General features: G+C 76.6%; 17 protein-coding genes. 3 read left to right on the top strand and 14 right to left on the bottom strand.

Annotated features, from left to right (window positions below; all coding sequences use genetic code 11):
* Positions 1-50: 50 nt before the first annotated feature.
* Complete coding sequence (locus WAB14_RS02300) at positions 51-1256, bottom strand: MerR family transcriptional regulator (protein ID WP_340266967.1); 1206 nt, start codon at positions 1254-1256, stop codon at positions 51-53.
* Between the two features lie 289 nt (positions 1257-1545).
* Here WAB14_RS02300 and WAB14_RS02295 point away from each other — a divergent pair, with 289 nt between their 5' ends.
* On the top strand, positions 1546-1842 hold the full coding sequence (locus tag WAB14_RS02295) for a WhiB family transcriptional regulator (RefSeq protein WP_340266965.1): 297 nt from the start codon (positions 1546-1548) through the stop codon (positions 1840-1842).
* Between the two features lie 22 nt (positions 1843-1864).
* On the opposite strand, the gene WAB14_RS02290 is transcribed toward WAB14_RS02295, so the two are convergent.
* The 3 genes from WAB14_RS02290 to groES all read right to left on the bottom strand — a co-directional run bounded on the left by WAB14_RS02290 (position 1865) and on the right by groES (position 5558).
* Entirely contained in the window at positions 1865-3412 is a 1548-nt protein-coding gene (locus WAB14_RS02290) for a fused MFS/spermidine synthase (RefSeq protein ID WP_340266963.1), read from the bottom strand.
* A gap of 112 nt (positions 3413-3524) precedes the next feature.
* Positions 3525-5150: a chaperonin GroEL gene (gene groL, locus WAB14_RS02285; protein WP_340266961.1), complete on the bottom strand. Its 1626-nt coding sequence runs from the start codon at positions 5148-5150 to the stop codon at positions 3525-3527.
* Between the two features lie 108 nt (positions 5151-5258).
* On the bottom strand, positions 5259-5558 hold the full coding sequence (gene groES, locus WAB14_RS02280; RefSeq protein WP_336920765.1) for a co-chaperone GroES: 300 nt from the start codon (positions 5556-5558) through the stop codon (positions 5259-5261).
* 214 nt (positions 5559-5772) lie between these two features.
* Here groES and WAB14_RS02275 point away from each other — a divergent pair, with 214 nt between their 5' ends.
* Complete coding sequence (locus WAB14_RS02275) at positions 5773-7056, top strand: THUMP-like domain-containing protein (protein ID WP_340266958.1); 1284 nt, start codon at positions 5773-5775, stop codon at positions 7054-7056.
* Between the two features lie 12 nt (positions 7057-7068).
* Here the strand turns inward: WAB14_RS02275 and WAB14_RS02270 are convergent, their stop codons facing one another.
* The 10 genes from WAB14_RS02270 to glmS form a co-directional block, all read right to left on the bottom strand.
* Positions 7069-8100: a PAS domain S-box protein gene (locus tag WAB14_RS02270; RefSeq protein ID WP_340266956.1), complete on the bottom strand. Its 1032-nt coding sequence runs from the start codon at positions 8098-8100 to the stop codon at positions 7069-7071.
* Positions 8101-8226: 126 nt separating this feature from the next.
* Positions 8227-9291, bottom strand: coding sequence for a tRNA (adenosine(37)-N6)-threonylcarbamoyltransferase complex transferase subunit TsaD (gene tsaD, locus WAB14_RS02265; protein WP_340266954.1), 1065 nt, complete (start codon positions 9289-9291; stop codon positions 8227-8229).
* Positions 9288-9809 carry a GNAT family N-acetyltransferase gene (locus WAB14_RS02260; RefSeq protein ID WP_340266952.1) on the bottom strand — a complete coding sequence of 174 codons (522 nt, stop codon included), beginning with the start codon at positions 9807-9809 and terminating at the stop codon, positions 9288-9290. Before WAB14_RS02260 ends, tsaD begins: the two co-directional genes overlap by 4 nt.
* 11 nt (positions 9810-9820) lie before the next feature.
* Positions 9821-10525 carry a tRNA (adenosine(37)-N6)-threonylcarbamoyltransferase complex dimerization subunit type 1 TsaB gene (gene tsaB / locus WAB14_RS02255; protein ID WP_340266950.1) on the bottom strand — a complete coding sequence of 235 codons (705 nt, stop codon included), beginning with the start codon at positions 10523-10525 and terminating at the stop codon, positions 9821-9823.
* Positions 10522-11028: a tRNA (adenosine(37)-N6)-threonylcarbamoyltransferase complex ATPase subunit type 1 TsaE gene (gene tsaE / locus WAB14_RS02250; RefSeq protein ID WP_340266948.1), complete on the bottom strand. Its 507-nt coding sequence runs from the start codon at positions 11026-11028 to the stop codon at positions 10522-10524. Before tsaE ends, tsaB begins: the two co-directional genes overlap by 4 nt.
* Positions 11029-11110: 82 nt before the next feature.
* Positions 11111-12358, bottom strand: a complete 1248-nt coding sequence (locus tag WAB14_RS02245; RefSeq protein WP_340266946.1) for an alpha/beta fold hydrolase — start codon at positions 12356-12358, stop codon at positions 11111-11113.
* Positions 12355-13653, bottom strand: coding sequence for an alanine racemase (alr, locus tag WAB14_RS02240; RefSeq protein WP_340266944.1), 1299 nt, complete (start codon positions 13651-13653; stop codon positions 12355-12357). The genes WAB14_RS02245 and alr overlap by 4 nt, the downstream gene beginning before the upstream one ends.
* Complete coding sequence (locus WAB14_RS02235) at positions 13646-15271, bottom strand: NAD(P)H-hydrate dehydratase (RefSeq protein WP_340266942.1); 1626 nt, start codon at positions 15269-15271, stop codon at positions 13646-13648. The genes alr and WAB14_RS02235 overlap by 8 nt, the downstream gene beginning before the upstream one ends.
* The gene (locus WAB14_RS02230) at positions 15268-15639 is read right to left on the bottom strand and encodes a holo-ACP synthase (protein ID WP_340266940.1); all 372 of its coding nucleotides are present in this window, start codon (positions 15637-15639) and stop codon (positions 15268-15270) included. The genes WAB14_RS02235 and WAB14_RS02230 overlap by 4 nt, the downstream gene beginning before the upstream one ends.
* Before the next feature lie 16 nt (positions 15640-15655).
* A complete protein-coding gene (gene glmS / locus WAB14_RS02225) occupies positions 15656-17533 on the bottom strand; it encodes a glutamine--fructose-6-phosphate transaminase (isomerizing) (RefSeq protein ID WP_340266939.1) in 1878 nt (625 codons plus the stop codon).
* Here glmS and coaA point away from each other — a divergent pair.
* Positions 17532-18587 (top strand): type I pantothenate kinase, encoded by a 1056-nt coding sequence (gene coaA, locus WAB14_RS02220; RefSeq protein ID WP_340266938.1) that lies wholly within the window; start codon positions 17532-17534, stop codon positions 18585-18587. The genes glmS and coaA overlap by 2 nt on opposite strands.
* Positions 18588-18719: the final 132 nt, after the last annotated feature.

Here is an 18719-nt window from a genome sequence, read left to right as displayed (position 1 = left end):
CGTATCGGCAGGTGGGTGAGGCGGGTTGAGGGAGTGGGGCGCGACGGACCTCAGGCGCCGACGGCGGTGACGATCCGGTCGACGGCACCCGGGAGGTCGTCGACCCGCTCGACCCCGGGCGGGGTGTCGACGCCGGACCAGCCGGGGCCGCCGAGGAGCAGGAGCGGGCTGGGCCGCAGGCGGGGCAGCTCGTCGAGCTGCTCGGGCTGCCGCACGCGCAGGTGGGCGTACACGAAGACGACGGCAGGACCGCTGCGGCGCACGGCCGCCGCGAGGGCGGCCCGCGGCACCCTGACGCCCAGGAGGCGCGACGCGACCCCCTGCTCGGCCAGCGCGGCGGTCAGCACGTGGAGCGGCAGGCCGTGGTGCTCGTCCTCCGCTGCCGCCAGGAGCACCGGCCGGCTGTTGCGGGGGTGACGCAGCCCGCCGGCGACACCGCGCAGGCACTGCAGGACGCTCTCCGTCAGCGCGTGCTCGACCTCGACGCCCGCGCCGGTCGCGCGCCAGCGCTCGCCGACCGCCACGAGCACAGGGGCGACGAGCTGCTCCCACGTGCGCACCGTGCCGAACCGCTCGAGGTGCTGACGGACGATCCGGACGCACTCGTGGCTGTCGACGGCCATCGCGGCACGCGCCAGCCCCCGCGCGGTGGGCGACCCGTCCGGCAGGGCGACGACCCGGCCGCCCCCGCTGCGCGGGCGCACGGGCACCGCACCCGTGCCGCCGTCGACGGAGGCACCCGCACGGAGCGCCATGCCGTCGCCCTCGGCGTCCGCCGCGCCCACTGCGAGGTCGTCCGCCCAGACGTCGCCGACGTCGTCGAAGAGACCGGACGTCGGGTAGCCGTCGTCCGCGTCGGCCACGGCGCCGTCCCGCTCCCGGGGCAGGGCCCCGACGGGACTCGTCGTCGCCGCGCTCGGCCCTCCCACCGGGACCGGCCGGCCGACGAGCGCGGTGACGCTCGCCAGACCGAGGTCCTCCGGGACGTCACTCGTCCGGGCGAGTCCCGCCGCCTCGGCGGGCGGCACGCCCTCGAGCGTGAGTCGCCGCATGACCATGAGTCGACCGACGTCGGTCGCCGAGTAGCGACGGTGCGAGCCGGCCGTGTGCTCCGACGGCCCCAGGCCGTAGCGGCGGTCCCACGTGCGGAGGGTCGCCGGTGCGACGCCCAGCCGTCGTGCGACGGCGGCGACGGTCAGCATCGGGCGCAGCACCGTGTCACCGCCGCCCTGCCGACCCGCAGGAGCCTCAGCCATTCCGCGATTGTGACGACCCGACGCGGTGATCGCACACGCTGACCCGCCGCGCGGCGCGGCCTCCTCGCGGATGCGCGCGGAAATTCGTGCCTGAAGCAGGGTTGAACAACGCCTGGACGGGGCACAGCGCTGGAAGAGGCGCCCGTGGCGCACCCGTGAACAACTGCGGGTCGTCGCGGACGTCGACCGCGAACCACCGGCGAACAAGTCGAGACCGGGTCTTGAACAATCTCTGACGCGGTTGCTACGGTCTCGGCACACGCGACACCGAGGACACGCAGGAGGACACATGGCCGAGATCTCCCGACTGCCTGGCCCGGTGGCCGAGCTCTGGGACTGGCAGCTCGAGGGGGCGTGCCGCGGGGCGGAGACGTCGTTGTTCTTCCACCCCGAGGGCGAGCGCGGGCCCGCCCGGCGCAACCGCGACGCCGCGGCGGTCGCCATCTGCGCGTCGTGCCCCGTCCTCGCCCAGTGCCGCGCCCACGCCCTCGCGGTCCGCGAGCCGTACGGCGTCTGGGGCGGCATGACGGAGGACGAGCGCGAGGCCGTGTACTCCCGCTCGCGCCGGCTCGCCGCCGCGGGCTGACCCGGCCCGGTCCTCGCCGGGCTCAGCCCGGCAGGTCGGCCGGCGACAGCAGCTGGTCCACGGGCGCGTAGTCGTCGGTGAGCACGACGGCATCTCCCACCCACCGCTCGAGTCCGGACCCCGTGAGCACCGTCTCGCGCGATCCCGAGCCCGACCCCGCCCCGACGTCCGCGGCGGGCACGGCGGCACGGATCTCGTCGGGCGCCAACGACGCGTCCGTCGCGACGAGGACGAGGTTGCCACCCCCCTCGCCCGCGAGCCGTTCGGGCGTCGCGACGACGGCCACGTGGTCGAACGCCGCACTCAGGGTGGCCGTCTGCGCCCGGGCGAGGCCGAGGTCGTCGTAGTCGACGACGTTGAGCACGTAGACCCCGTCCGGACGGAGCACGCGCTGCACGTCGGCGAGGAACTCCAGCGTGGTGAGGTGCCACGGCACCGCCAGCCCCCCGAAGGCGTCCCCGACGACGGCGTCGGCGGTGGCCGCGGGCAGGTCGGCGAGGGTGAGCCGGGCGTCGCCCGCCAGCACGCGCGTCGACGGCGGGTCCGTCCACCCGAGCCGCTCCCGGGCGAGGTCGGCGAGGGCCGGGTCGATCTCGAGCACCGTGCTCGCGCTCCCGGGTCGCTCGGCGTCGAGCCAGCGGGGCATCGACAGGCCACCGGCGCCCACGTGGACGACGTCGAGCGGGCCGGCCGGCCGCGTCGACAGGACGGCGCCGAACAGCTGCGTGTAGCGGAAGTGCAGGTACGACGGGTCGTCGACGTCGACGGCCGAGTGCCGCAGCGAGTCGAGCACGAGGACGTCGAGCTCGCGCCCGTCGTCGGTGGTCTCGGCGACGACCGCGGCGCAGTAGTACTCCGTCTCGACGTCGCAGGGCGTCGGCACCACCCACGCGACCCCGCCCAGGGCGACGGCGACCGCCGCGAGCGCGACGGTCCGGCGCGCGCCCCGCCGCGACAGGGCGACGGTGAGCCCCAGGCCGAGCACGACCATCGCGCCCGCCACCGCGACGACGATGACGCGGGTCGGCAGCGCCGCGACGAGCACGAACCCCGTGGTGAAGGTGCCGACGAGGGCGCCCGCGGTGCCGACGGCCGAGAGCCGTCCCACGACGCGGCCGGTCTCCGCGAGGTCCTGGAGCCGGAGCGCGACGCACAGGGGCGTCGCGGCGGTGAGGAGCAGGGCGGGACCGAAGAAGGCGAGCCCCGTGACGAGCACGGTGCCGATCGCGCCGCTGCCCGCGAGCGCGCTGCCCGCTGCCGTCGTCAGCGGGAGGGCGGCGAGCCCGAGCAGACCCCCGCCGGTGACGACGGGACCGAGCACGAGACGGGGGTCGACCGCGTCGGCCCACCGCCCGCCGAGCCACGAGCCGGCGGCGATCCCGGCGAGCACGACGCCGATGATCGCCGTGTAGGTGCGCAGCGACTCCCCCACGTACGGCGCGAGGAGGCGGGCGGCGAGGATCTCGAGGACGAGGACGGCGGCCGAGGTCGCGAAGACCACGACGACGGCGAGCGGCTGCCCGACGGCGGGTCGGCCGGGGGCGGGGGCTCCGGTCGCGCTGTCGGTCACACGCGCGAACGTACCCGGCCCGCACGAGCGCGGACGGCCCGCCCGGTCGGGGACCGGGCGGGCCGTTCGGCGTCTGCGGGTGGTGCTGCGGGTGGTGCTGCGGGCCTGCGCCTCAGTGGTGGTGGCCGTGGCCGCCGTGGGAGTGGCCGTGGCCCTGCTCCTGCACCGGCTCGGGCTTGTCGACGACGACGGCCTCGGTCGTCAGCACCATGGAGGCGATGCTGGCGGCGTTGCGCAGGGCCGCCTTCGTCACCTTGACCGGGTCGACGATGCCGCGCTCCACGAGGTCGACGTGCTCGCCGGTGGCGGCGTCGAGACCCTGCCCCGGCGGCAGCGCCGCGACCTTGTCGACGACGACGGAGCCCTCGAGGCCGGCGTTCGTCGCGATCCACCACAGCGGGCGGCTGACGGCGCGTCGGACGATGTCGACGCCGACCGCCTCGTCGCCCTCGCGGTCGAGGGAGTCCAGGGCGCTGCGGGCGTGGACGAGGGCGGAGCCGCCACCGGCGACGATCCCCTCCTCGATCGCGGCGCGGGTCGCCGACACCGCGTCCTCGACGCGGTGCTTGCGCTCCTTGACCTCGACCTCGGTGTGCCCGCCGACCTCGATGACGACGACGCCGCCGGACAGCTTCGCGAGCCGCTCCTGGAGCTTCTCGCGGTCCCAGTCGGAGTCGGTGCGCTCGATCTCGGCCTTGATCTGCCGGACCCGGTCGGCCACGGCGTCGCTCTGGCCGCCGCCGTCGACGATCGTCGTGTCGTCCTTCGTCACGACGACGCGACGGGCGCTGCCGAGCACCTCGAGCCCGACGGTGTCGAGGCTGAGGCCGACGTCCTCGGAGACGACCTGGGCGCCCGTGAGCACGGCCATGTCCTGCAGCATCGCCTTGCGGCGGTCGCCGAATCCGGGCGCCTTGACGGCGACGGCGGTGAAGGTGCCGCGCATCTTGTTGACGACGATGGTCGAGAGCGCCTCGCCCTCGACGTCCTCCGCGACGACGAACAGCGGCTTGCCGGTCTCGAGGACCTTCTCCATGAGCGGGAGCAGCTGCGCGACGGTGCTGATCTTGCTCGCGACGAGGAGGACGTGGGCGTCGGTGAGGACCGCCTCCATGCGCTCGGGGTCGGTCACCATGTACGGCGACAGGTACCCCTTGTCGAACTGCATGCCCTCGGTGAACTGCAGGCTGACGCCGGTGGTCGAGCCCTCCTCGACGGTGATGACGCCGTCGCGGCCGACCTTGTCGAAGGCCTCGGCGAGGGTCTCGCCGATCGTCGCGTCCTGCGCCGAGACGGTCGCGACGTGCGCGACGGACGCGGAGTCGGTGACCTCGACGGCGATGTCGTCGAGGCGGGCCTCGAGCGCGGCGACCGCGGCGTCGATGCCGCGCTTGAGCGCGGTCGGGTTGGCGCCGGCGGCGACGTTGCGCAGCCCCTCGCGCACGAGGCCCTGGGCGAGCACCGTGGCGGTCGTGGTGCCGTCGCCCGCGACGTCGTTCGTCTTGGTCGCGGCCTCCTTGGCGAGCTGGGCGCCGAGGTTCTCGTACGGGTCGGACAGCTCGACCTCGCGGGCGATGGTGACGCCGTCGTTGGTGATGACGGGCGGACCGAAGCTCTTCGCGAGGACGACGTTGCGGCCGCGCGGGCCGAGGGTCACCTTGACGGCGTCGGCGAGGGCGTCGACCCCGCGCTCCAGCGCCTTCCGCGCGGTCTCGTCGAAGGACAGGCTCTTGGGCATCTCGCTCCTGGCGGTGGGAGGGGTGGTTCGTCTGCAGGTCAGGCACCGACGCCGCCCGCGGCCGTGGGGCCGGGGCGGCGTCGGGAGGGCGTCAGCGCGACGCCCGGCTCACTTCTCGATGACGGCGAGGACGTCACGCGCGGAGAGGATGAGGTACTCCTCGCCGCCGTACTTGACCTCGGTGCCGCCGTACTTGCTGTACAGGACCGTGTCACCGACCTGGACGTCGAGCGGGATGCGCTTCTCGCCGTCCTCGTCGAAGCGACCCGGGCCCACCGCGAGGACCTTGCCCTCCTGGGGCTTCTCCTTCGCGGTGTCGGGGATGACGAGCCCGGAGGCCGTCGTCTGCTCGGCCTCGAGCGTCTGGACGACGATGCGGTCCTCGAGCGGCTTGATGGAGACAGCCACGTGCTGACCTCTCTTTCGCGACGTGAGCGGCCGGCCGGTCGGCCGGTCCGTGTGGTCTGGGGTTCCGCCGTCGGTCGGGACGTCGTCGCGGGTGCCGACCCGTCCTCCGGCGAGCTGGCACCCGATGCCGTCGAGTGCCAGGTCGACAGTAGCCAGACGATTAGCACTCGGTCAACCCGAGTGCCAGCCCTCGCCCTGCTGGCAGGATCGCGGTGTGGGTGAGGGAGCGGCGGGCGCCGGGGACGGCGCACCGACCGGCCTGTCGGCCCTGCTCCGCCCCGAGGGCTGGGCCCTGCTCGAGGCCCTGCCACCGTACGACCCCGACCGCGCGCTCGCCCTCGGGGAGCGTCTGCGGGCCGACGGCGTGCCCCCGGGCACGGTCGCCGCGGCCCTCACGCAGTCGCGGCTGCGCGCGGCGGCGCGGGACAAGGTGGGGGCGTTCGCCGACGGCATGCTCTTCACCCCCGACGGCCTCGAGCAGGCGACCCGGCTGCCGGTGGCGGCACGGCACGCCGCCCGGCTCCGGGCCGCCGGCGCCACGCGCGTCGCCGACCTCGGGTGCGGGATCGGGGTCGACGCGCTCGCGATGGCGGGCATGGACCTCGCCGTCGACGCCGTCGAGCGGGACGAGGCGACAGCCGCCGTCGCCACCGTCAACCTCCGCCACTTCCCGCGCGCGCGGGTGCACCTGGGCGACGCGACGGGCTTCCCGGCCGCGCTCCCCGTGGCGCAGCCCGGCACCCCGGGCGGCGTCGACGCCGCGTGGGCGGACCCCGCCCGACGGGCCGGCGGCCGCCGCCTCACGGACCCCGAGGCGTGGTCACCGCCCCTGTCGTGGGCGCTGGGCCTGCCGGGGACAGGGGTCCGCGCCGTGGGGGTCAAGGTCGCGCCCGGCGTCGACCACGCCCTCGTGGCGCCGGGCGGACCCGCCCACGGCTGGACCGCGGCGTGGACGTCGGTCGACGGGGACGTCGTGGAGGCGGTGCTCTGGTGGGGGGCGGCCGCGGTCACGGGGGCGGCGCGGAGCGCGACGGTCCTGCGCAGCGTCACGCGGGACGGCGCGGTCGAGGTGCAGGAGGCGGGGACGCTGACCGACGTCGGCCTGCCGGTCCCGCCGGTCGGCGGGGTCGGTGCCTACCTCCACGAGCCCGACGGGGCGGTCGTCCGCGCCGGCCTGGTGGGGCACGTCGCCGCCGCCGTCGGCGGCCGGCTCCTCGACCCGATGATCGCCTACGTCACGGCGGACGACCTCGTGCCGTCGCCGCTGGCCCGCAGCTACGAGGTCCGGGCCGTGCTGCCGTGGGGCCTCAAGCGCCTGCGCGCGTACCTGCGGGGGCACGGGGTGGGTCGGGTCACGGTCAAGCGGCGCGGCAGCCCGATCGACCCCGACGAGCTACGGCGGGCGCTGCGGCTGGACGGCGACGGCGAGGCGACGGTGGTGCTGACGCGACGCGGGGACGAGCGGCTCGTGCTCGTCGTCGACCCCGTCACGGCCTGAGCGCTCCCGGGCTCACCGGACCGCGCCCGCCCGGTGACGACCAGCGCGGCCCGCGCGCCCCGCGTCGGCCCCTCGACCCGGCAGGACGGACTGCGCCGGCACCGCGCTCGCACGGGGGACCTGGCCCGGCCCGCTCGCCGCGACCCCCGCCGGTGGGCCTGCGACGGCCGGTCCGGCCGTGACGTCGACGGGCCAGCCGGGTCGGGCGAGCAGCTCGTCGGCCGTCTCCCCGCGTCCGGCCACGGCGGCGGTGACGGCGACCGGGAGGAGGTGCCGCTGTCCGTCCACCTCAACGGCGGCGGTGAGCGTGCCGTGCAGCCGCCGGACGACGGTGGGCACGTCGGCCTCGTCGACGAGGCCCTCGCAGCAGACGGTGAGCCGCGCCGGCAGGGCCGCGACCATGTCGCCGCCGCGGACCGTGCCGACGAGCCGCTGCGCGGCGCACGTGCGCAGCCGGGCGGCCAGGACGGGGTCGGTGCCGGTGTCGTCGAGCTCGACGTGGACGAGCAGGACGGTGCGTCCGGCGCGCCGGCTGCGCTCGAGGGCCCGGTCGACGTGGGCGAGGAAGGTGTCGGCGCCGACGAGCCCGCTCACCTGGCGCTCGAGCGGGACCGGCCCGCTGTCGTCCTCGGTGTCGAGCAGCTGGGTGAGGAAGCTGTCCGGGCGCCCGTCCGGGTCGCGCAGCAGCGTCGTCGCGACGCGGGCGTGCAGGACCCCGCCGTCGGCGCGCAGGTAGCGCCGCTCCGCGTCGACGGAGTCGACGCCGCCCTCGAGCAGCAGCCGGGTCGCCCGCACGGCCGCCGGCCGGTCGTCGGGGTGGATGAGGTCGCGCGGGCTGAGCGCGAGGAGCGTGTCGGTGTCGGTGCGGAGGAGCTCGCAGAGACGGTCGGTCGCCGCGAGCCAGGTGCCGTCGAGCCCGACGAGGCCCATGGCGGCGCCCGTGCTGCGGAAGACCTGACGCAGGCGCTCGGCGGTCTCGCCGTCCGTCGGTGGCACGACGTCCCCGCTGCCGTTCCCGCTGCTGCTCGTGGGACCCGTCCGCACGTCCGACCTCCGACCGGCGCACCCTCGTGGCACGCCCCTGCGGAGGTGTGTCGGCCCACCCGGGCGGCGCCTTGACCGACGACCACCCGTCCGGACGCGCCGCCGGACGGTCCGCGCGCCGCCCCGTCAGGTGCCGGCGAGGACCTGCCGGACGCTCATGGCCGGGTCGGTCGCGATCTCCAGCGGCGACGGCGCGCGCCCGCGCTCGACCAGCAGGGCGCCGAGCGCGGCGACCATGGCCCCGTTGTCGGTGCACAGCCCCGGACGCGGGATCCGCACCCGGACGCCGGCTGCCTCCGCCCGCTCGGTGACGAGGGCCCGGAGCCGGCTGTTCGCCGCCACTCCGCCGCCGACGAGGAGGTGGTCGACCCCCTCGCGCCGGCAGGCGGCGACGGCCTTGCTGCTGAGGACGTCGACGACCGCCTCCTGGAAGGAGGCGGCGACGTCGGCGACGGGCACCGCGCGACCCTCGTCCCGCGCCTTCTCCACCCACCGGGCGACCGCCGTCTTGACGCCGGAGAAGGAGAAGTCGTCGTGGTGGTCGCGACCGTCGCGCCCGACCGCCTGGGCCCCGGTGAGCCCGCGCGGGAAGCGGATGGCGGCGGGGTCGCCCGAGCGCGCCGCCCGGTCGACGTGCGGACCACCCGGGAACGGCAGCCCGAGCACCCGCGCGACCTTGTCGAAGGCCTCGCCGGCGGCGTCGTCGAGGGTGTGGCCCAGCACCGAGATGTCGGCGGTGACGTCGTCGACGCGCAGGAGGCTCGAGTGCCCGCCGCTGACGAGCAGCGCGAGCGCCGCGCCCGGCAGCGGCCCGTTCTCCAGGGTGTCGACGGCCACGTGCGCGGCGAGGTGGTTGACCCCGTACAGCGGCACCCCCAGCCCGACGGCGAGGGCCTTCGCCGCGGACACCCCGACGACGAGCGTGCCGGCGAGCCCCGGCCCGCTCGTCACCGCGACCGCGTCGACGTCCTCCAGCCGCACACCCGCCTCGCGGCACGCGCGCTCGAGGGTCGGCAGGAACGCCTCGAGGTGGGCGCGGCTCGCGACCTCGGGCACGACGCCGCCGAAACGGGCGTGCTCCTCGACGCTGCTCGCGAGCGCGTCGGCGAGCAGCGTGCCACCGCGGACCAGACCGACCCCGGTCTCGTCGCACGAGGTCTCGATGCCGAGCACGAGGGGCGCGTCGCTCACGGCCGCCCCGCTCCCCCGTGACCGGCCGGCTCGGCCGACCCGGGGGGCTCGGCCGGGTCCCTCGCGAGGTCGCGCGTCATGAGCACTGCCGCCACCCGCTCGCCGTCCGGTCGCGCCGGGGCGTAGTAGCGGGGCCGCCGGCCGGTGCGGCGGAAGCCGGAACCGCCGTAGAGGGCGAGCGCGGGGCCGTTGTCCTCGCGCACCTCGAGGTGGAGCCGGCGCGCGCCGGCCGCGGTCACGGCCGACACCGCCTCGTCCAGGAGACGCCGCCCGAGCCCGGTCCCGCGGGCGGCGGGCAGCACGGCGACGGTCTGCAGCTCGGCGTCCGCACCGTGCGCGGCGGTCCCGACGTACCCCTGGAGGTGCCCGTCGCCGTCGTCGGCGCGCACGTACCAGCGGCCGGGGGCCGCGAGCTCGGCGAGGACGGCCTCCCTCGACCACGCGTCCGACCCGAAGGCCTCGGGCTCGGCGGCGGCGACCGCGTCGGCGTCCCACCACCGCAGCCGGCGGAGGGTCACGGCGGGCGTCCTCACCCGGTCACCCGCTTCGGGGCGCCGGGCACCTGCGCGTCGGGGCGTCGCAGGTAGAGGGGGTCCGCCGGCAGCGGCTGCGGCCCCCGCCCGGCGAGCGAGGCGAGCGCGAGCGCGGCGACCTGCACGGCGGGCGGGTCGAGGGGCAGCGCCTCCGGCGGGGCTCCGAGGACGTCGGCGTGGACGAGGGCGCCGCGGCCGACGACCGGCACGCCCAGGGCGGCGGCGCGTGCGGCCGCCTCGGCGGGCGCGCCCACCTGCGGGTCGCCGGTGCGCCGGCCGTCCCGGTACGTCGCCCAGTAGACCTCGCGGCGGCGCGCGTCGGTGACGACGACGGCGTCGGCGGGACCCCCGGCGGCGAGCGCGGCGGCGTGGAGCGCGTCGAGGCTGCACACGCCGTGCACGGGGACGCCGACGACGTGCGCGAGCGCCCGCGCCGTGACGAGCCCGGCGCGCAGGCCCGTGAACGGCCCGGGTCCGACGCCCGCGGCGACGGCCCCGAGGTCGCGGGGACCGAGGCCCGCCTCGGCCAGCACCTGCTTGATGGTCGGCGCGAGGAGCTCCGCCGGGCGGTTGCCCTCGTGGACGTCGGCCGCGGCGAGCACCCGCGGCGCGGCCGCCGCGGGTCCGACCGGCTCCGCCGGCCCCTCGAGGACGGCGACCGAGACGGTCGACGTCGAGGTGTCGAGACCGAGGATCCTCACGGGTCGCTCCCCTCCGGCGCTGGGACGCGCCCGGGGAGCAGGTCGAGGTCGACACGACGCCCCGGGGCGTGCTCCGGACCCGGGGCCGTCCCCTCGAGCGACACCTCGAGCGTGCGCGCCTCCCCGTCGGAGGTGCCGTCGCCCGCAGCGCGGGTGAGCCGCACCGCGACCCACCGGTCCGCGAGCCGCTCGGCGAGGCCGTGGCCCCACTCGACGACGACGACCGAGCGGTCGACGTCGGAGTCGAGGTCGAGGTCGTCCCACTCGAGCGCGCCGCCGACGCGGTAGGCGTCGACGTGGACGAGCCAGGGGCCGTCCGGGCGGGGGCCGGCGGGGTCGGGGCGCTGGTGGCGTGCGAGCACGAACGTCGGCGACGTCACGGGGGCCGTCACGCCGAGCCCGCGCGCCAGGCCCTGGGTGAACGTCGTCTTGCCGGCCCCGAGCGGTCCGTCGAGGACGACCACGTCGCCGCCCACGAGCTGGCGACCGAGCGCCTCGCCCACGGCGGCGGTGTCCAAGGGGCCGGGACAGCGCAACGTCACCCGTGCAGGGGTCCCGTGCCTCTCCACGAGCGACCGGACCGCCTCAGGCACCGCGGTTCTCCAGCGGCCGCCCCACCAGGCGCTGGACCGCGTCCGCGGCCTCGGCGAGGGCGCGGCGACGACGCCCGCGCCCCTTGGCGGTGGAGGCGGACGCCAGCGCGGTCAGCTGCTCGCCGGTCGGGCGCCGGGCGTGCCGCAGCGCGCGGGCGACGAGGTCGAGGACGTGCCCGTTGACGACGTCCGGGTGCTCGAGCATGACGAGGTGGCCCGCCTGCCGGACGACGACGTGGGCCGTGCCCGGCAGCATCCGGACGATCTCGTCGGAGTGCCGCGGCGGCGTCATGCGGTCCTGGTCGCCGACGAGGACGAGCGTCGGCAGGTCGTCGAGGACCGCGAGCGCCTCCTTCTCGTCGTGCTCGGTGAAGCCCGGCAGGTAGTCGCTCACGACCTCGATGCTCGTGCTCGCGATGATGTCCGCGACGAAGCGCGTGAGCTCCGAGGGCACCGGCGAGGCGAACGACCACCGCCGCACGACGAGCGTCTCGATGTCGGAGACCATCCGCCGCCCGCGGGTGACGAGCTCGGGGCGGCGGGCGAGCAGCGCGAGCAGGTTCGGCGCCACGCGCGTGACGGCCCCGCCGCCGGGCAGCCCGAAGTCGAGGCTGCCGAGGTCGCCGGCGCTCGTGGCGACGAACCCCACCCCGTGGACGCGGTCCCCGAACAGGTCCGGGCGCTGTGCCGCGAGGCTCATGACGGTCATGCCGCCCATGGAGTGCCCGACGAGGACGACGGGCCCCTCCGGGGCGTAGGCGTCGAGGACGGCCTCGAGGTCGCGGCCGAGGCGGGGGATCCGCGCGGAGCCCGACGGCCCCGGCTCGGAGCGGCCGTGGCCCCGCTGGTCGTACGTCACGACGCGGTAGCGACCCCGTAGGGAGAGGCGCTGGAAGTGCCAGGACTGGCTGCTGAGGCCGTAGCCGTGGACGAGGACGACGGTGAGGCACGGGGCCTCCCCGGCGTCGCGCGGCCCGGGCTCGTCGACCTCGACGTGGAGCCGGACGCCGTCGTCGGTGTGGAGCACGTACTCCTCGCCGCGGACGGCGCCGAGCAGGGCGAGGCCCTCGCGGTCGAAGACCGCCTCCGCCTGCCTGCGCCGGGAGTGGACGCGGTCCGCGGCCACCCCGACCGCGACGCCGGCGCCGGCGGCGGCGAGCCCGGCGCCGAGCCCGACGAGCCCCCACGGCGTCACGCGAGGGGGCCGGGCAGGCAGCGGGGCGGCGGGACGGGGGCTCACGGCGACACCGCCTCGTCGAGCCCGTCGCCGGGGTCGTCGGTGAGCACGGCCTGGCCGGTCCCGACGTAGCGGCGGGGAAGCCGGGCGCCGAGCCGCGCCACCACCTCGTAGGAGATGGTGCCGGCCGCCTCGGCCCAGTCCTGCGCCGTGGGCTCGCCCCGGTCCCCCGGGCCGAGGACGACGACGTCGTCGCCGATCCGGTCGTGCGCCGACGGGCCGAGGTCGACGACGACCTGGTCCATGCAGATGCGCCCGACGACGGGCGCCCGACGCGCCCCGACCCACACCTCGGCGTGCCCGGTCGCTGCGCGGGGCAGGCCGTCGGCGTAGCCGAGGGGCACGAGCCCGACCACGGTGTCGTGCGGGGCGGTCCACACGTGGCCGTACGACACGCCCTCCCCGGCGCGGACGCGCTTGGTGAGGGCGAGCCGGGAGCGCAGCGTGAGCGCGGGGCGGAGGCCGAGCTCGGCGGACGTCGCGAGGTCCGGGACGGGGCTCAGGCCGTAGACGGCGAGCCCGGGCCGGACGAGGTCGAGGTGGAGGTCGGCCCGGGTGAGGGTCGCCGCGGAGTTCGCGAGGTGCCGCCAGGTCGGCCGCAGCCCCGCGGCGCGGAGCACGTCGACCGCCTCGGCGAAGGCCTCCGCCTGCGCGTCGACCGTCGGGTGGTCGGGGGCGTCGGCCCACGCGAGGTGGCTGAAGACACCACCGACCGCGAGGAGGCCGTCGCGCTCGGCGTCCGCCAGGCGGGCCGCGAGGGGGGCGAGGTCCTCGACGCGGACGCCGTTGCGGTTGAGCCCGGTGTCGACCTTGACGTGGACGTCGGCGACCCGGCCGCTCGCCCGGGCCGCGGCGAGCAGGGCGTCGAGGTGCTCGGGGTCGGACACGCCGATCGTGACGTCGCGGCGCACCGCCGCCTCGAGCAGCTGCGCGTCGGGCAGGAGGAGCCAGCACAGCAGGGGCTCGTCCACCCCGGCCTCGCGCAGGCGGAGGGCCTCGTCGAGCTGCGCGACGCCGAGCCAGGTGGCACCGCCGGCGACGGCGGCCCGGGCCACGGGCACGAGGCCGTGGCCGTACGCGTCGGCCTTGACGACGGCGAGGACGGGGCGCCCGCTGCGGGCGGCGAGGACGGCGACGTTCGACGCCACGGCGTCGAGGTCGACCTCCACGACGCCCGTCCCCACCGGGTCGGCGCCCGGGTCGACGCTCGGGTCGGTGCCCGGGGCCGGGGTCCCGAGCGGGGCCGGGGCGGTCGCCGCGGCGGCCGCGGGTCCCGGAGCGGCGAGCTGCTCAGTCACGTGCACCATCGTCCCAGAGGACGGGCGCGCCGCCGGACGCGAGGCCCTCCCCCGGGACGCGGGCACCGAGCGCGTCGGCGACCACCCCGCGCACCTCGTCTGCGACGAGAGCCGCGTGGAGGGGTCCCCCGCGGGACGCCCGGTGCGCGGCGACGGCGTGGACGTGGGCGGCGAGCGTCGCCGCCCGCCCCGGTGCCGTGCCGGCGGCCAGCAGCGCCCCCGCCACCCCGGCGAGGACGTCACCGGCTCCGGCGGTGGCGAGCCACGGCGGTCCCCCCGGGACCACGGTCGTGCGGCCCTCGGGCGTGAGGACGACGGTGTCCGCCCCCTTGAGGAGGACCACCGCCCCGGTCCGGGCGACGACGTCCCTCGCGGTGTCGACGGCGTCCTCGCGGCGCTCGAGCCCGAGGACCCCGGCGACCCGCTCGAGCTCCCCGCGGTGGGGGGTGAGCAGCAGCCGGTCGGGGCGACGCAGAGTGCCCTCCCGGGTCAGGCGGGCCGCGGCCTGCAGTGCCCCGGCGTCGACGACCGCGGGCTCGTCGGCCTCCTCGAGGACGTGCCGCACGCGGGGGTCGTCCGGTTCGGAGACCCCCGGCCCGACCACCCACGCCTGGACCCGACCGACGTCGGCGAGGGGCTGGACGAGCAGCTCCGGGACCGCGCGGAGCACGAGCGGGCCGACCGGGTCGACGGCGGCGGCCCTGCCGTCGGCGGGCACGTAGCGGACCATGCCGACCCCCGACGCCGCTGCGGCGGAGCACGCGAGGACGGCGGCCCCGGGGTAGCGGTCGTCACCGGCGGCGACGCCGAGCACACCCCGGGCGTACTTGTCGGCGTCCCGCCACGGCCTCGGCCACCGCACCGCCACGTGGGGCCCCGGGAGGTCGGGGGCGCCGCCGTCGCGGACGAGGTGGAGGGCGGGGTCGGGCAGGTGCTCCTCGAGCCCGAGGTCGACGACCACGAGCTCCCCGACGACGTGCCGGCCGCGGGGCAGCAGCAGACCCGCCTTCGCCGCCCCGAACGTCACGGTGACGTCGGCGGGCAGGACCGGGCCGGACAGCGCCCCGGTGTCGGGGTCGAGCCCGCTCGGCAGGTCGCACGCGACGACGGCCCCGCCGCGGAGCGCGACCCGCTCGAGCAGGTCGTGGGCCGCCCCGCGGACCGCCCCCCGGGCGCCGATGCCGAGGACGCCGTCGACGACGAGGTCGGCGTCGCGGACGAGGTCGGCGGCGTGGTGGAGGTCGGCCTCGTCGTCGGGGTGGGGGCGGATCACGCGGCCCCCGGCGGCGCGCAGCCCCGCGACCCCGCCCTCGTGGGCCCTGTCCGCGAGGAGCAGGGCGGTGACCCCCGCCCCGCGGCGACGCAGGGAGGCACCGGCGAGCAGCGCGTCGCCGCCGTTGTTCCCCGGCCCGACGAGCAGCACGACGGCGCGTCCGCTCACCCCGCCGGCACGCTCCCGCAGGAGTGCGGCGCACCGCCCCGCGAGGGCGTGGGCGGCGACGGCCATGAGGTCGACGCCCGTCGCGAGGCGCGCGGCGTCGGCAGCGGCGACGTCCGCCGCGCGCCAGCCGGGCAGCAGCTCCCCGGGCGCGTCGGGGGTCCACGTGAGGGTGCTCACGCGGTCGAGCCTGGCTCGCGGCCCTCCGCCACGCACGTCGCCGCCGCGATGCCCGCGTCGTGGGACAGGCTGAGGTGGAGACGGGTCACCCCCAGCTCCGCCATGCGCGCCGCCACCGTGCCGCGCGCGTGCACGCGGGGCGCGGCGCCCGGCTCGCGCGTCACCGTGCAGTCGTGCCACCGCAGCCCCCCGGGCGCCCCCAGCGCCTTCGCGATCGCCTCCTTCGCGGCGAAGCGGGCCGCGAGGGACGCGGGCGAGAGGTGGCGCTCCGCGTCGGTGAACAGCCGCTCGCGCAGGCCCGGCGAGCGCTCGAGCTGCGCGAGGAAGCGTGCGACGTCGACGACGTCGGTCCCGACGCCGACGATCATCCGCGAGCCCGTGGGCTCACTCGACGGTCACGCTCTTGGCGAGGTTGCGGGGCTGGTCGACGTCGAGGCCCTTGGCGCCGGCCAGCTCGCACGCGAACACCTGCAGCGGCACGACCGTCACGAGCGGGGCCAGCAGGGGCGGGGTCTGCGGCACGCGGATGATCTCCTCCGCGTACGGCACGACGGCGTCGTCGCCCTCCTCCGCGATGACGATGGTGCGGGCCCCGCGGGCCCGGATCTCCTGGATGTTGGAGATGACCTTGGCATGGACGGAGTCGTCGCCCTCGGGGCTCGGCACGACGACGAACACGGGCTGGCCGGGCTCGATGAGGGCGATCGGGCCGTGCTTGAGCTCGCCGGCGGCGAAGCCCTCGGCGTGGATGTAGGCGAGCTCCTTGAGCTTGAGGGCCCCCTCGAGGGCGACGGGGAAGCCGACGTGGCGCCCGAGGAACAGGACCGAGCGGGTGTCGGCCATCCACCGGGCGATCTGGCGGACGTGACCCGACCCGTCGAGCACCTTCTGGACCTTGTCCGGCACGGCGTGCAGCTCGGCGAGGACGCCCTTGATGTCGGCGGCGGCGAGCGTGCCGCGCAGCTGGGCGAGGTAGAGCCCGAGCAGGTAGATGGCGGTGATCTGCGCGACGAACGCCTTGGTGCTCGCGACGGCGACCTCGGGACCGGCGTGCGTGTAGAGGACGCCGTCGGACTCGCGGGGGATCGTCGAGCCGTGCGTGTTGCAGACGGCGACGGTGGTCGCGCCGAGCTCGCGGGCGTGCCGGACCGCCATGAGCGTGTCCATCGTCTCCCCGGACTGGCTGATCGACACCACGAGGGTGCGCGCGCCGATGACGGGGTCGCGGTAGCGGAACTCGTGCGAGTACTCGATCTCGACCGGGATGCGCGCCCACCGCTCGATCGCGTACTTCGCGACCATGCCGGCGTAGCTGCTCGTGCCGCACGAGACGATGACGACCTTGTCGACGTCGGCGAGCGCCGCCTCGTCGATCCGCATCTCGTCGAGCACCAGCCGGCCCTGCTCGTCCGAGCGGGCCAGGAGCGTGTCGGCGACCGCCTTCGGCTGCTCGTCGATCTCCTTCGCCATGAAGGTGTCGTAGCCGCCCTTCTCGGCGGCGGCGGCGTCCCACGTCACGGTGTACGGCTTGCCCTGGACGGGGGCGCCCGCGAAGTCGGTGATGGTGAAGCCGTCCGGGCGGACCTCGACGACCTGGTCCTCGCCGAGCTCGACCGCCTCCTTCGTGTGGTCGATGAACGCCGCGACGTCGCTGCCGAGGTAGGTGGCGGTGTCCCCGACGCCGACGACGAGCGGGGACGAGCGGCGGGCCCCGACGACGACGTCCGGCTGGCCGCGCCACACGGCGAGGAGGGTGAAGGCACCCTCGAGCCGCTGGACGACGTCGCGCATGGCACCGGCGAGGTCGGTCCCGCCGTCGGCGAGGCGACGCGCCAGCAGGTGGGCGACGACCTCGGAGTCGGTCTCGCTCAGCAGCGTGACCCCGGCCTCGGTGAGCTCGGCGCGCAGGGGGGCGAAGTTCTCGATGATGCCGTTGTGGATGAGGGCGACCTGACCGTCCTCGGACAGGTGCGGGTGGGCGTTCTCGTCGGTCGGCGCGCCGTGCGTCGCCCAGCGCGTGTGGCCGATGCCGGTGCGGGAGGAGTACGCGGGGACCGCCTCGAGGGTCTCCGCGGCGGTGACGGCGTCGACGAGACGGGCGAGCTTGCCGGACCGCTTGGTCACGTGGAGGGCGTCGTCGGCGACCAGCGCGACACCGGCGGAGTCGTAGCCGCGGTACTCCAGGCGCCGCAGGCCCCCGAGCACGACGTCGAGCGCGCTCGGCGCGCCCACCCCTCCGGTGACTCCTACGATTCCGCACATGCCGGGGAGTCTAGGAGCAGGCACCCCGTCCCCGGCGCAGGCGCGGGAGCAGGCCCGTGACCGGGCCGACCAGCGGGCCGGACCGCGCGTGCTGACACCCCTGGCCGCACCCGACGGGGCGGCGTCGCCCTACGTCGAGCTCGACCGGCAGGCGTGGAGCCGGTTGCGTGCCGCCACCCCCATGACGCTGGACCAGGCCGACCTCGTGCGCCTCCAGGGCCTCGGGGACCGGGTCGACCTCGGGGAGGTCGAGGAGGTGTACCTGCCGCTGTCGCGCCTGCTCACCCTGTACGTCGAGGCCAACGACGGGCTGCGGGACGCCACGGCGACCTTCCTCGGGGAGCACCCCGCGGCGCGCACCCCCTACGTGATCGGGGTGGCCGGGTCCGTGGCGGTCGGCAAGTCGACGACCGCCCGCATCCTGCGGGAGATGCTGTCGCGCTGGCCGGGCACGCCACGGGTCGAGCTCGTGACGACCGACGGCTTCCTCTACCCCAACGCCGAGCTCGAGCGCCGGGGCCTCATGGGCCGCAAGGGCTTCCCCGAGTCCTACGACCGGCGGGCGCTCCTGCGCTTCGTCCAGGCCGTGAAGTCGGGCCAGGCGCTCGTGCCCGCTCCGGTGTACTCCCACCTCACGTACGACGTCGTCCCCGGCGCGCACGTCACGGTGCGGCGCCCGGACATCCTCGTGGTCGAGGGGCTCAACGTGCTCCAGCCGGCGCGGGTGCGCTCCGACGGCCGGCAGGGCGTGGCGGTCAGCGACTTCTTCGACTTCTCGATCTACGTCGACGCTCGCGTGGACGACGTCCGCCGCTGGTACGTCGAACGGTTCCTGCGCCTGCGGGAGACCGCCTTCGCCCGCCCGGAGTCGTACTTCCGCCGCTACGCCGACCTCTCCGACGCCGACGCCGTGCGGACCGCGGAGCGGATCTGGCACGACATCAACGAGAAGAACCTGCGAGAGAACGTGCTCCCCACCCGGGGCCGGGCCTCACTCGTCCTCACGAAGGGCCCGGACCACTCGGTCCGACGGGTGCGCCTGCGCAAGGTCTGACGGATGCGGCGGGCGGCCCGCGCCACAACCCCTGTCCCGCAGGGATCAGAGCGCGGAGACAGCCCGAAACCGCGCCACAACCCCTGTCCCGCAGGGATCAGAGCGCGGATACAACCCGAAGCCGCGCTACGA

The sequence above is a fragment of the Aquipuribacter nitratireducens genome (genome assembly GCF_037860835.1).
Classification (GTDB): domain Bacteria; phylum Actinomycetota; class Actinomycetes; order Actinomycetales; family JBBAYJ01; genus Aquipuribacter; species Aquipuribacter nitratireducens.
Note: the sequence above shows the minus strand (reverse complement) of the source record. Positions and strands in the feature narration are given on the sequence as shown.

Coding starts and splice junctions, on each gene's coding strand:
- WAB14_RS02300 (WP_340266967.1), bottom strand. CDS start 1,256: ATGGCTGAGGCTCCTGCGGGTCGGCAGGGCGGCGGTGACACGGTGCTG.
- WAB14_RS02295 (WP_340266965.1), top strand. CDS start 1,546: ATGGCCGAGATCTCCCGACTGCCTGGCCCGGTGGCCGAGCTCTGGGAC.
- groL (WP_340266961.1), bottom strand. CDS start 5,150: ATGCCCAAGAGCCTGTCCTTCGACGAGACCGCGCGGAAGGCGCTGGAG.
- WAB14_RS02230 (WP_340266940.1), bottom strand. CDS start 15,639: ATGATCGTCGGCGTCGGGACCGACGTCGTCGACGTCGCACGCTTCCTC.
- coaA (WP_340266938.1), top strand. CDS start 17,532: ATGCCGGGGAGTCTAGGAGCAGGCACCCCGTCCCCGGCGCAGGCGCGG.
- glmS (WP_340266939.1), bottom strand. CDS start 17,533: ATGTGCGGAATCGTAGGAGTCACCGGAGGGGTGGGCGCGCCGAGCGCG.